The organism is Acinetobacter sp. SWAC5, assembly GCF_003419885.1.
GTDB classification, from domain to species: domain Bacteria; phylum Pseudomonadota; class Gammaproteobacteria; order Pseudomonadales; family Moraxellaceae; genus Acinetobacter; species Acinetobacter cumulans.
On record NZ_QUWR01000037.1, the window covers coordinates 1 to 14,051 of the forward strand.

The 14,051-nt window shown below is 37.0% G+C and carries 9 protein-coding genes; 8 read left to right on the top strand and 1 reads right to left on the bottom strand.

Going from position 1 to position 14,051, the window contains the following annotated elements; translation table 11 throughout:
- Positions 1–103: 103 nt before the first annotated feature.
- A complete protein-coding gene (locus DYI81_RS16705) occupies positions 104–334 on the bottom strand; it encodes a hypothetical protein (RefSeq protein ID WP_240627450.1) in 231 nt (76 codons plus the stop codon).
- 74 nt (positions 335–408) lie between these two features.
- Here DYI81_RS16705 and DYI81_RS16710 point away from each other — a divergent pair, with 74 nt between their 5' ends.
- The 8 genes from DYI81_RS16710 (at position 409) to DYI81_RS16745 (ending at position 13,693) form a co-directional block, all read left to right on the top strand.
- A complete protein-coding gene (locus tag DYI81_RS16710) occupies positions 409–927 on the top strand; it encodes a hypothetical protein (protein WP_005005747.1) in 519 nt (172 codons plus the stop codon).
- A gap of 90 nt (positions 928–1,017) precedes the next feature.
- A complete protein-coding gene (locus tag DYI81_RS16715; protein WP_117008142.1) occupies positions 1,018–2,340 on the top strand; it encodes a hypothetical protein in 1,323 nt (440 codons plus the stop codon).
- Position 2,341: 1 nt separating this feature from the next.
- Complete coding sequence (locus DYI81_RS16720) at positions 2,342–3,109, top strand: hypothetical protein (RefSeq protein ID WP_005005745.1); 768 nt, start codon at positions 2,342–2,344, stop codon at positions 3,107–3,109.
- 6 nt (positions 3,110–3,115) lie between these two features.
- On the top strand, positions 3,116–3,499 hold the full coding sequence (locus DYI81_RS16725) for a hypothetical protein (protein WP_005005744.1): 384 nt from the start codon (positions 3,116–3,118) through the stop codon (positions 3,497–3,499).
- An 18-nt stretch (positions 3,500–3,517) separates the two neighbouring features.
- Positions 3,518–5,158, top strand: a complete 1,641-nt coding sequence (locus tag DYI81_RS16730; RefSeq protein ID WP_005005743.1) for an LPD1 domain-containing protein — start codon at positions 3,518–3,520, stop codon at positions 5,156–5,158.
- Positions 5,159–5,386: 228 nt separating this feature from the next.
- Positions 5,387–6,193 (top strand): hypothetical protein, encoded by an 807-nt coding sequence (locus tag DYI81_RS16735; RefSeq protein WP_010591556.1) that lies wholly within the window; start codon positions 5,387–5,389, stop codon positions 6,191–6,193.
- A gap of 894 nt (positions 6,194–7,087) precedes the next feature.
- Complete coding sequence (locus DYI81_RS16740) at positions 7,088–12,313, top strand: AAA domain-containing protein (protein ID WP_077169794.1); 5,226 nt, start codon at positions 7,088–7,090, stop codon at positions 12,311–12,313.
- A 3-nt stretch (positions 12,314–12,316) separates the two neighbouring features.
- The gene (locus tag DYI81_RS16745; RefSeq protein ID WP_005005738.1) at positions 12,317–13,693 is read left to right on the top strand and encodes a hypothetical protein; all 1,377 of its coding nucleotides are present in this window, start codon (positions 12,317–12,319) and stop codon (positions 13,691–13,693) included.
- Positions 13,694–14,051: the final 358 nt, after the last annotated feature.

The window sequence follows — 14,051 nt, forward strand, 5'->3', positions numbered from 1 at the left end:
TTGAATGATTTCTTCTTGGTCTACGTGCCATAAAATACTCCATATATTGATGTTTATAACATCATTTGAGGAGCAGAATATCACTTATAGGAGTTGTTCAAATTTACGGATCCATCTCTTTGCTTGGCTTCACGTACTTCGGGAGCTTATTGAATTCAGTATCCACATTTCTTTTGATCGCAGAAAAGTCTTTATCAAGCGACTCGAATGCTGCACTGGTTGACTCAAGCTGTATACGTTCAGAAACTCTATGGTCGATGTTTTGGAACACCAGGAACACACATACAAAAACTAAACTAGCAATTAAACTATTTTTTAGAACAACTGTATCCATTTTAAAGCCCTTTAACATTTCTTTGATATTTTTAGTATAATCACTTTAATGTCTTTAAAATTTTTTTAAAAAATATGTCTAAAGCCTCCAACGTTGAGCTCTTAAACTTTTATAGTCTTGTTAAAGTACCTTTTAAATATGCTCACAAAGAGGTGTTGTTCTCCATTTCTATTTTATATTTTAACGGTAAAACTAAATCATACGTTCATTATCACAAATTTGAAGATGAAGAATTGCAGACTGTTCTAGGGTATGTGGTTTCGGAGAGTCTGGCGTGGACCTTTGGATCTTTGAAAACTGATAAATTCACTGTTAATCAGAATTTTATTTTCAATACTGTGCAAGAAGTGGAAAAAAGCCTTAAAGAACAAATAAATGCTTTATATAAAAGCACGGGTATAAATGCTAAGTTTTCCATGCAATATGCCTTAAAGGATAAGCCATCTGCAGAAAACAACGACTTATTAGAGAAGATATTTGCGATTGATAAAATGCTACCATTTGCTTTTACATTTAATAATAACGGCGGTTATGAAGTTGCATTAAAAGAATGTTCGTTAAAACTAATTAATGATATTGGGTTTTTCGCTTAAAAGTCCTTAAACTATTAAATACCACTTCATTAATACTTATTTTTAATTATAATGTGGGGTATTAGTAGTTTTAAGTTAGGTCATTAATTAGTGAATAAGAAAACCCTTACCATAGCGATATTGTCAGTTTTGCTATTTGGTTGTGATAAGTTAAAGCCTTCAAATACTGATACTGCATCTCAAGAAGAACAAATAGATCCCATTGAAAAGAAAGTTGAGGAACAAGTTCGCAAATATGATGAACGTGTTACCACTTACAATCCATCTAACTACAAATTACCTCAATCAAGCCTTTCTACCACCAGCCACAAAGTAGCGTGTAATTTTGGTGTAGGGGGAGATCTACCAGCTTTGGCATCAAATGGCATGTTCTCACAGCCGTTATATCGTATTGAAGCTGAGCAGATCATGGATAAAGTTCAGGGCGATGTGATGTATGCCCCTTATTCAATCGCGACATCTGTTGAGGGTGATGTTTTATATGAATCTGAAATTGATAGCTTTGATCGACAGTTAAATACATTACGAAGTTATCAAATTAAATCATCTGAACAAAATATCATTTCGTCATCTGGCTTTTACACCAATTCAAACAAAGCTGTTCGTATGGCACCTATCCGCAGTTACCCGGTTGCTTATGTGAAGCGCTTGGACGGCGATATTGTTTCTACATCTATGTTTAATGATGCATGCGACAAAGAAGTAGGTGTACGTAACTACAAATGGCGCGAAATTGATGTGTCGGGCAAACCATATGCAAGTTTAGCATCCACTGTATCTGAGCAAATTGTTCGGGTGAATCAGTTTGGCATGTTCACCAGTGCATCAAATTTTTACAGCTACTTCAGTAGTGAGTTTGGCAACTTCTTGGATGCAAATAACAAGTTTAGATCCGCATTGGAGAAATCAGGACGTTTCCCTAAAGGTTCAAAAATCTACGTTCCATCTGAGATTAAAACGACTGATGAAACACTGGTGATTACGAAGAACCCTGAGCTTGAAATTACAGACTTCCAAAAAGACAAGGTTTTAGAGGCATACAACAAAGAGGCCAAAATACGGAATCTTGGCCAGATCGTATTCAAGGTCTACAACCTCAAAAACAATACTGTTTTCTATACACCATGGAATGAAACCAAGCACCGTGAAGCGGTCGAGTTTGAACCTATTGTTGTTATCGATGGCAAGGCTTATTCAGCAGTTTGGCATGTTCCTAATACTTTGACATTCAATGATTCGACCAGTGCTGGAAACTTAACGTATTACAACGCTACGGCGCATAACGCATTCGTCAATGCTGTTAAAGGTATATACCAAGGTCAGCAAAGCATGGTTGGTACAGAGCACGAAGATGATAACGAATATTCAATGAAGACTGCAGTTGAATACCAGAAAGCCCAGGCAGAGAAATAATATGGAATTAAGCACTATTGAAAAGAATACCGAAGCTCAAGACATTCAATCTGATGCGTATGACCAGCGTGTACATTCAGTATTGATAGTACCTGAACATGCCCTAAAAAAAATTGAGTCGATGATTTTGGCTACTGGTCATGTACAAAGTGACAGTACCAATCTTTTAGAAGTTTTAAGGCCAATGCCTGAAGAATTCAGAAAAGACGTTGATAACACCGAATTTACAGAAAAAGAAAACGGCGACATCGGTGATGCAGCCGTGGTCATTGTTGATGGTTTGATTCACGACACAAAACGCGGTGTTTGGATCTCTCAAAATTGGGGTTGTGGTAGTCCTAAATTCACCAAGCTTATTCAGGCTGGAGCTGAGCCACCAATTGAACTGATTGCCAAAAATAAGGGGGATAAGTTTAGTGCGACTTTAACGCACGAATTTCAAAAAGCGTATGAGCGAATGGGTTATACCCAAAAACAGGTCGGTTATATACACATCCTATCAAATGGTACACCAACGACTTTCTTTAACTACCTGAGTGACGAATTGCTGTGCAAACTGGAATTCATATCAGTAGACAACAACCGTTTAAACGCCTCACAAACTAACTTTTATAGTGCCGTAGAGCGAGGATCTGTTTCAGATTGGGGAGTGAGCTATCACAGAAAACCTTTTAACTTAGAAAATTACCCGATCAATTCTCTATTGGTGTCGGGATTAACAATAACTTTTATTTTGTACCTGATTTACAGCTATCTCTTTGGAGCTTAATACCAAATGAAATATTTAAACAGAACATCTCAAGATCGCGAAAAACATCATTACTTTAATCAACAACAGGGCGACAATAGAAAACAGCACAATCCGAACCATCGTCACCACTCTATTAGCTTAAATGATGTATTTCGGTCGTTATTAGCCCTTACTCAACTAGACAAAGACATCCCGACATTGATCAAGCTTTTTGAAGAACAAGGGCTTGAAATATGCGAAACGCGTGTACGCACTTGGTCAACACCCGTGCATATCAACAATAGACCAATACCACACATTATTTTTGTTGGTTTTATGAATTTACTTGAGTGCATCAATGCTGAAGCAAAACTCAAAGATATTAATCTGTTTGATCTGTCAGAAATCTTGGACGATATACGCAACTAACAATTATGTGGTTTAGCTATGACTGAAGAAATAAATAGTAATGAAAAAAAAGATGGTCCTATTACGGATGTAGGTAAAAAGTTTGCTGGTGCACGTAAAGACAACCCATCACCAGACTTCTCAGGCAACATGAATGGAATTAAGTCTGACAGCCTAGTGACTAAAAAGGAATATTGGCAAAAGCCTGATTTTAGAGCTGATGCCCAATCTGGCCATAAACCTGTAAAACATGCACTATTATTTTCTTTGGTCTATGCAAACTTAACCAACAAGCCTTTAGGGGGCGGTTGGTTTAGCATAGGTCAAAAGCAATGGGATGATGCCTACATTGCTACGCTACACTTCTTAAAAAACAAATATGAAAGCTCACACTACGAACGTTTAGAACAACTGACAGACGACTTTAATGCGTACATGACCGTTAAGTTTGGTGCTGGACGAAGTGAAAAAGATATTTTAGAACGCTACTCAGCTGGACGACATACCAATCGCAGAGTTAAACACCCACTATCATTTAGTTCAGACACACGTTTACGCTTAAAAAACTTAATCCCTTTAGGATGGCCAGACGATCGTGTACTTGATACGGATAATTATGGTGCCAAAAAATTATTAAACACTGAGACTGGTCAACATAAGTGGTATGCCGTTAAATCCATTTCAGCAAAGCGGTTTCAAACACTAGATGATTGGACGGAATACGACACATTCAATGCAGCACTAGAAAAAGTAAAAACATTTTTTCAGCCAATTTTAGATGAACGAGTCATAGAACCCAAAAAAGGACGCGCAAAACCACCCAAAAGACCGCGCTACGACAGAGTTGAAGTGCGCGAGGGTAAGGACCATCGAAAGGGTGAAAACATCGATAGCCAGTTGCTTATGGACTATTTCAAATTTTCTGGAGTCGAGTTCGGCAATTGGGTAAATCAAAAGGAACGTGCATGGTTTCTGAATTGCACGTATGACTCACTAATGGATCTTGTCGAACTTCTAGGTCTACCCGTTACGTTCGCATCTTTAGGCGGTAAGCTAGGAATAGCATTCGGTTCGCGTGGCACAGGCGTTGATAGCGCAGCAGCTCACTTTGAACCAGGTAATATGCTTATTCATTTGACCAAGACGCAAGGTGTTGGAGCACTAGCCCATGAGTTCGCGCACGGATTTGATTGTGTTTTGGCAAAACGAAACGGACTCAATAATAACTTTTTTAGCGAATACTTTCTTTACACCAGTAAAGGGCGTTACTCAGTACAGAATCATCAAGAGTCAGCATACAAACATCTTAAAGATGGCCAGACTGCAGATAAGTTTATCAAGCTGGTTAATTATCTTACTTTTAAGTCAACCAAATACCTTGATTACGAAGAAAGACAAGGCGGTACGGGCTTTATGAATAACGCCATGCACCTAGATCAATCACGGTCAATGTATTGGTCACAGCCAACAGAAATCTTTGCCAGACTGTTTGAATGTTGGGTGACGGATAAGCTGGCTGAAAATGATCAACAAAATGGGTTTTTGGTGCACGGCACAGAAGAGTCGGCAAATAGTTGGAATATGAAGTTAAGCGCATATCCAACAGGCAGAGAACGGGCAATTTTAGTTGATTTGATGGATGATTGGCTAAAAGCATTAGTGAGGTCGTGGACGAAATGAATGCAATCACTAAGACCTCAAAAAAAGAACGGATCTTATTCAATAATCCCAAAGCAACACGACTTTACAGGGAAGCAATAACAGAGCTTATTGCGTTTAAACCTTGGGAAGTTAACGCCACTGAGAATATGCTTACGATCTGCAACACCTACCGCTATGTCGTGAATAAACGTTGTTGTTTAGGGTACGAGTTTTGGTGTTACGACCGAAGCGAAAAAGAATGGGTACGTGTTAAGCCCTCAAGCGGTCGCCACAACTATGGGAAAAACTGGTGCAAAACAAATGACAAAAACAATGGTCTACAAGGCAGTAAAACGAGCAGATTTTGAGTATTCAAACGCAGCGCGTGGATACGTGTATCGGGGAGAGAAAATATCTGATGCTGAAGCGGAAAAACTAAAGCATAAATGGGCTAAAAAAGACCTGATGGACAATGCAAAAAAAGATGGATCGTTCACACCAGAATCATTAGAAATGTTCAAAACCTTGGTGAATCATGTATCACCACGGGAGTTGACCGCCAAACAGCAAGCTTTGACATACCATAGCCTTAAACGCTACACAGATTGCGTATTTAACCTTTATGAAGTCACCGCTAAACAAACACCTCCAGCAAAACTAAAACGACCGTACAGCATGCCTAGACTGGATGGTACGGATAACCCTTGGAACCAAGGCAAACGAGAAAACGATGTCTATATATACAAGGGGATTGAGTACAAAGGCATTGAAGCGGAAACAGCAATGCATAAAGTGGTGATTGCATCAGAATTAACGGCAATTGCCGGATTGGATAATCAGTTAGCGAATCTGGCCAACGAAACAGGTGTAGCGTTGTTTTCAGAATTTATTGAAGTTGCACACCAGAACAATGATTTAAAGGATTTAACATATGTAGTTTTTGATTATGTAAAACATCTAATTGTGACGATTGATCGCTATTTTGATTTAAAACTGAAATCTAACGTGTCGGTCAGTATTTCAGTGAACCGAGTAGCTGGCTATTCAAGGTATAGCATAGTTCAACGGAAATAGACGCACGAACGCAACCAGTGACATTACATGTGTCGTCAATGACAGCTTATGTGTCTCGAACGTGCACGTAATTTTGGATTGATTGGTTTGAATGCAGAAAATGTAAATTATGCAAAGTAACACCATGAATATAGCTGATGATTGTACGGTAGTACGTAGACCGTATCAAAGAATGACGACAGCTAACATGCTTAAGATTTGTTATAATAAACAAATTGTTAGTATCTAAACGACACATGAGCTGTCATTTTTTGGAAATTGCGACTACCCTATTCATTTTAATTCGAACTTTAACTTATGTTCACCTGAAGTCTAGTTAATAAAACTTTTAATAATTTTATTTATTATTTTCAATAACTTATATAAATAAAAAAATAATTATAAATTTTTGGTTCATGAACCTAATGAATTTATTGATACTTTTATAAAATAGAGTTAATTTGTCCGAGAGATATGGGTAGATATCTATTTTTGGTCTTTTTAGTGATTAGAGATATGACCATTGTCATCAAATTTTAAGGAATTCCTTAAGTTTTTTTCTTATAATTCAATAAAATAATTTTGAATACTCAAAAATTAAATGTAATATAAGTCACATTATGAACCGTTAAGTGAAATACGTTTTGCTTAAACGAATGATTGAGTTAGATCATCTAAATGATGATCGTGCTAGAAGACTCAGGTTTTACACCAAAATATTTGGCAGACTTTATTTTAAATACAATCCTAAACTGAATATAAAAAACCTTCGGAGGGCTTATTTGGCCAAACTAACCATCAACCTGAAAAAACTAAATTCTTACGCTAAGTATTTTTTCTAAAAGACACCGTACATATAGCATTACTTTATGTTAATAAAAATTTAGCATCATTTTTGACGCTTATTTGTTGTATGTGCAAAAGCAAGACATTTTAAATAAAGAATCTTTTAATATGAAAGTTACATATCCAGAGACAGGTATATACGAGCACGAACTCAAAGCAATTGATAAGATTAAAAAGGTCTTTGATCGTGGCGAAAAAACTAAAAACTGGCGAGCATATGCTGGTTTTGAATTTATGCATAAAAATGGAAAAAAAGCAGTAGCGAAAGGTAGTTCTGAGAAATTTGAATATGATCTCCTAATTATTACTCATGCAAACATTTTGGTCATTGAATTCAAGGACTGGAACGGTAAGGAAATTACAAAAGTTGCAGGAAAATGGTACGTAGGTAATAAAGAGCAAGATTCATGCCCTGTAGCTAAAAATGTAAAAAAAATGCAAATTATAGTTAATAAACTAAAGGATAAAGTTTCAGAAAAGAAAGCTAAGGGCATTACATTTCATTACCAAAGTGTTTCTCACTTTGTTGTCATGTGTGGTAAAGCAGATTATTCGCGCCTGCCTCCAGAAGATTTAGAGCACATTCTTTCGATAGATGAGTTTATACAATTAGCTCAACAGAAGAATTTTAATAATATGTTCCGCAAGCATCTGGAACGTGATGGTCGCATATATGATATTAAAAAAGAATATCACGCCATTATTGATGAAATTTTTGCGCCTGACCAAATTCAACCACGCTCTTTGATTATTAATAATCATGAACGAGGTGACTTGATCTTACCGCATCCTAAAAAGATTTATAGCGAGTATAAAGCGCATTCATTGACCATCGTTGGTGAAAAATCTTTAATGCGTTGTTGGGATTTTAATGAATTCAAGTTGAGTAACTCAAGAATGAGTCAGCCTCAACATCGATTCAACTTGATCTGCAATGAGCGCCGGGTTTTCCAAAAAATTAAAACAGAAAAGCCTGATCTTTATCAAAGTTGTTTGCACCCGATTACAAACCCAAGTCTTGATGACATGACATCAAAATATAATGAGTTGTATGAGTTGCCTGAGAACAGTTATCGAGTCAACGAATTCATCGGCGCTTATGCTGAGAAAATGTCTGAATCTGAGAAATTGGATTTATTCCAGATTTTGCTTGGTAAATTTAATCACCTACATCAAATGGGAATTACTCATGGTGATGTGGGTGATCATAGTGTGTGGATCTCTTATAAAAAGGAGATATTGCTATCCAATTTTTCGGCAGCAAATGATCAAACACAGCCCTCGAAAATTGACCCTGAACTGGCTAACGAACTCCCATTTTTGAATACAACAGCTCATCTTCCGAATCTTGCGCTGACAGCTGCACAAAAGGATGTGTATTGGTTAGGGCAGTTAATCCTTCATATTTGGAAGAATGCTCGACTGAGCCCACGTTCATTGAAAAAATTTAGTCTTGAGGAGCGAGATCAGAACCACTGGTTAGAGCGTATTTTAACACGAGCTTTGACAGGGAAATATGATAATGCATGTGCAGTATTCCAAGATTTCTTAGCTCAAAAACCTGCTGAACAAGTTAGTTATGAACTTGATGCAGATGTACTGAATCCATATTTAAATCAGACAAATACCTATATCAGTTACCCGATATTTGGCGCGCCTATTGATGCTAACCAAAATTTTACACTCTATGCATCAGGCAACATGTTAGTCAAAACATGGATGGGTAAAGTTGCATCTGCAATGACAACTTATCAAAAGAGTTGTTTTAAGCGATTCTTTGAAGAACTTAAAATGACGCAGGCTCTCAATTTGCCATACCTTCCTAAGATTATTGATTTTGGTTTATCAACTAGCACAGCATGTGTGTATCTAGTAACTGAAATGGTAAAGGGTGAAGCTTGGTCAACGGTTATTGAGGGCTTAACTGAGGATGAAAAAAATGAACTTTCACTTCAGTTATTGCATTCTCTGAAAAAATTTCATGAGCATGGCTTTCAACATGGAAACTTGGATGATGAAAAGATTCTAGTAGATAAAACAAACTTGAAAGTTAGTTTTAATGATTGCTTCCATCCTGAAGTACCACAACCTGATTCTTCTAATGCTTATTTCCCATCTGATATTGAAGATCCAACAGTCATTCAGTGTGACAACTTTACTGCATTGAAATTAATCGCAGATCTATACGATATAGACTTGGCTGTGGATGATGTGGCTTCAATGGATCCTACTTTATCCTGGCTAAATACAGCCTTGAGCATAGAAGGAATGGAAGATCCAAGTGTACGCTATATTGATAATTCTCGCTTTATAGAGGCATTTGAATGTAAGGGTGCTATTGTAAAAGAAGCTCCTCAGATTAGTATTTATACAAGTAAGGTTGAGACGCCCTTTACGATTTATCCCGAAAACGGCAAAGTTTATATCCAACTTGAGGCAGCAAGTGAGGGGGATTTTCGATTTACACTTAGCGGAATCAATGGCATGTTAAAAGGGTTTTATAAGCCCCATGAAAATCAATTAAGTTTCCTTGATTTTGTCAAAAAACAAGACCTGTGGTGGAAGGCTAGTAGGGATGCAGATCTGACTATTGATGTTAGCATTGAAGTCCACCCGATATCTGGGATGAGTAAGCGTGACAACATTGTAGAGTTAAATGACTTCTTAGCAAAAGATCAAAACTTTAAGGATGCTATTGAACAGTTTAAGCAAGCACAGCTCAAAAGGACTCAAGAGAAAGAGGAAACATTACGGGCTCTGCGTGAACAAAAAGCATTACAAGAAGAGATAGGCGATGTTATAGCTACTGATGAGCTTATGGCACAGCCAATGAGTCATCTGCCTACACATAGCCACTTAATTGATATTGAAACGAAAGAGTTGTGGAAAAAAGTCATGGCGACTGAGCGTCATGCACATCCTACAATCACTCTGTCTGAGCCGTTAAAGATAGTTTCGAGCAAACATTTTAAAGATTCAAAGAGTGCTATTGCATACTATGACTCTGCAGAAGATGTTTCAGCTAAATTTTCAAAGACCGATAAAGTCGATGTAATGTGCACTAAAGAAACTGGGGCGGGAGGTGATTACACTTTCTGCATAGGTACGGTGAATATTGCGCAATCAAAAGTCGGAGAATTGTGGATCGATTTTTGTAAAAAAACAAATGAAGTTCCTGAAGAAGCAACACTGTTTCTACAAAGCAAGGCAGATAAGTCATCTAATCGGAAACGTGCAGATGCTCTGACAAATATTCTGAGTAATAAGGCTGTCATTGAAAATCTCGTAGATTACTTTGAACCATCATTAGTGATTGAAGCAAAAGATTATGAGATTGAAGTGCCTGATGAAGATCTAGATCACTATAACAAATACAAAAATGGGGAATTGGTTAAAGCCCTCAATCCATTACAACGTAAAGCGTTCCGTAATGTGCTTAAGTATGGACCTGTATCACTATTAAAGGGACCACCAGGAACCGGCAAAACTGAATTTATCTCTATACTGGCTCACTATCTCTATGATAAACAAAATGTATCTAACATCTTAATTGTTAGTCAGTCGCACGAAGCTGTAAATACAAGTGTTGAGCGTATACGTCAGCTATGCACAGAGTATGACACACCATTAAGTATTGCTCGAATAAGCAATAAAGAGAGTGCTGTGTCTCCTGAATTAAAAGATGTCTATACAGGCTCAATTATTACGAGCCAGATAGAGCTGTTTAAGTCTAATATTAAAGAAAGAGTGCTTGAGCTTGCAAAAGATTTATCACTTGAAGCTGAATACTTGAGCGATCTTTATGAAATCAGAGTCACTATTTTAAATAGTCTTAAATCTGCGTATCAGTCAATCGACCAAGATGATCTTGATCAAAAGTTTAGCTTCTCATTAGAAGAGTATACCCAGGCTTTCAAATCAGCAATGCATAAGCTGAAGAGCATGTTTGACGGAAATCAAGACTTTTGGGATCAACTGGAAGACTGTATCAATGATAAAGAGATAACAGTATTAAACCAGTTAAATAAGATCGACATGATTACGTTCGCAGCACTTAATCAATACTACGGGGTATCTAATGAGGAAGGACTTAAAGCGAAAGCCTTGATCAATATTGCCCTAGATTATGAACCATTAATTGAAAGCCAAAATGCTAATTATGAAAGTTTCCTGGTCAAAACAAGGCAATTAGTCTGTGGCACATGCGTTGGTGTTGGCCAACAAAGTATTGGAATCGCCAATCACGTATTTGATTGGGTGATTATTGATGAAGCAGCACGTTCAATCGCTTCAGAATTGGCAATTGCAATGCAGTCAGGTGCACGTATTTTATTAGTTGGGGATCAAGACCAACTTCCTCCACTATATTCGAGCGATCATAAAAAGGCTTTAGCTAAGCAACTTAAGATATCAGATGATGATTTGGAAGATAAATTACAAAGCGACTTTGGCCGTATCTTTAATTCACATTATGGACTAAAGGCTAGTTCAGAACTCTTGTCACAGTACCGAATGAGTCCGAGCATCGGCGAATTAGTTTCAGACTGTTTTTATGAAGGAAAACTTGAAACTGAAGTTGTCGATTCTCGTGGTTTAAGTGATGAAGAGCTGAAAGAAATTAAGTTAAAGCGGATTGTGCCTGATAACTATGCATCCGACATCGCAATAGAATTGAATTCAACAGTTACTTGGGTGGATACTGGGAATGCTGAGCATTTCAAAATGGAGAAAGGTAGTAGTATTTATAACCCACATGAAATTAATGAAATTATCGATTTTCTTCAGCGGATTGACCAAGACAAACTCTTGTTAAATAAATTAGTGCCAGAGCCTGATTCCCTTAAAGAGCCTGCTATTGGTGTAATTTGTACCTATGCTGAGCAAAAAAACCGGTTAAGAAAAGCCTTCTCTTTGTGTGAAGTGTCAGATGCATTGAGATCAATTGTGCGTATTGATACGGTGGATAGTTATCAAGGTAAACAGAATAAGATCATCATTCTCTCAGTTACGCGAAATGATCCAACTAAGTTTCCTGCATTTTTGAAGTCACCAAATCGTGTGAACGTGGCTTTATCTCGCGCAATGGATCGTCTTGTAATCTTTGGTGCGTCAGAAATGTGGCAAGGAGTCAACAGTAACTTACCTTTAGGACGCGTATTAAATTACATCAAGTGCCGTGAGAATCAGACTTTAGAATATCGATATATTTCAAAACGCGCCATTGTCAAAATAGTACAAAACAATCCGCACATTAATAAAAATAGATCAAAAAAATATAGAAAGGCAGGGGTATAACTCATGGAAAATTCACTAAGAAGCTATCATGACGTAGATGTTACATTGCCATCACAACTATTCAATGTGGCATTTAGCTATACCACAACAGATACCTTAGATTTTATTGATTCTATGGTATTGCGCCTATTGGTAATTGCACCACTTTCTGCTGAAAAAATAGCGCGGTTCTTAGGGTTATCTAATCATGAAACAGATGTGCTATTAACTAAATTATTAAAACAAATGCAGATAAAACATCTTGAAGATGATCGATTTGCTCTGACTCAGCGACTTGAGAAAGCATTCTCGGATGTTTGTGCAATTCCTTATGTAAATAAGATTGAGGACAATATTCAAAAGATGAGTTTTGAGATGATTGGCTTGAATCCTGAGCCAGTTAATCCCAACGCATCTGACAATGGGGCAAATTCAATTAAATTAGATGCTTCTAACCAATACCTTTCAAATGGTGAGTCTTTGGTTAGTAAGGAGTTTCAGAAAAATTTTCGATTTTATTTCAGCCAAGGATTAGTTAAGTTGAATCCATCAGTGGATGAAAAGAAGCTGCAACTGTATAAAATGAGCCAAGTGGAAAAATTGCGAGACCATTCTCGTCGTTTTACATTACCATTGACGCTTGATGAGAATTATACACCTACAGAGATTAGTGATTTTAATCACATGGAAAATCTTAACAAAATCGAAGATTCTCTTTACGCTGCTCTTAGATCAGCTAAGAAGCCACAAAATATTGAGGATATTCTAAAGGTACTCCATGAATTAGATATGGAGGATACTTTTTCAGTTGAATCTATTTTTAGCGAGAATAAGCTTAATTTAGATCGCTTATTTAAGCTAGAACACAAATCCAATGAATACTTTATCGGGCCAATATATTCTAAGGAAAATTCAGACCTGTTTTTCAAAACAATCAAACAATATCAAGACCAGAATAATGATGATAAACAGCTGTATTGGTTAGCTCCATCAGATGAATTTTGGGGTAAGTCAGATAGATTTAGTGATTTTATTGATCGTTTATCGACAACCACAATTACCAAAAACTTTAAATGCTTCTTACCAGTGGCATACAGAAATGATAAACAATCAATCGCAAGTTATAAAAAACTAATCACAGCTGAGGCAGGAGCCAAGCACTTTCTAACGTTTAAGGAAAGTAGTGTAGTTTTTGACGGTAATTTTGAGCTTTTGGTTATGAAAGACTCTTTTTGTGTTTTGATTATTCACGTTAGTGATTCATCCACAAATATTTTAACAACAGTGCCTGTGGGTATTATTGTCAAAAATAAGGCTATTGCCCAATCGTTTTATAAGTTTTTTGAAGACTTAGAGAACGATGGAGAGAACTTCTTTGGTTTATTAAATTCTAAAAAATAGAATAATCATCTTAAAAAGCTAGCAGATTTGCTAGCTTTTTTAAACTCAAATTAGAGTGGCAACAATCCAGACCAGACATTTCTACTTTGAAGTGGCTTTGTTGCACAAAGATTTGAAATGCAAAGCGCCCCTAATTGAGCCAAATTTAAGGCGTAACTTGGGTAAGTGGTCGACCTAATTCCGTAAATCTGTTAAGGACTGCTACACGTGCATGGATCTCATTCACTTGGCTATCAAAAGTAAGCGTCCGCTGAACCCCATGCCTATTTTTTAATTTGAGTTGGATTTCCAGCGATGTGGTAGTAATTCTTCTATTTGGGTCGCTTTATGCGTCGGCAGCCTTTTCAGCACATCACTG

Coding starts and splice junctions, on each gene's coding strand:
- DYI81_RS16705 (WP_240627450.1), bottom strand. CDS start 334: ATGGATACAGTTGTTCTAAAAAATAGTTTAATTGCTAGTTTAGTTTTT.
- DYI81_RS16710 (WP_005005747.1), top strand. CDS start 409: ATGTCTAAAGCCTCCAACGTTGAGCTCTTAAACTTTTATAGTCTTGTT.
- DYI81_RS16720 (WP_005005745.1), top strand. CDS start 2,342: ATGGAATTAAGCACTATTGAAAAGAATACCGAAGCTCAAGACATTCAA.
- DYI81_RS16725 (WP_005005744.1), top strand. CDS start 3,116: ATGAAATATTTAAACAGAACATCTCAAGATCGCGAAAAACATCATTAC.
- DYI81_RS16730 (WP_005005743.1), top strand. CDS start 3,518: ATGACTGAAGAAATAAATAGTAATGAAAAAAAAGATGGTCCTATTACG.
- DYI81_RS16745 (WP_005005738.1), top strand. CDS start 12,317: ATGGAAAATTCACTAAGAAGCTATCATGACGTAGATGTTACATTGCCA.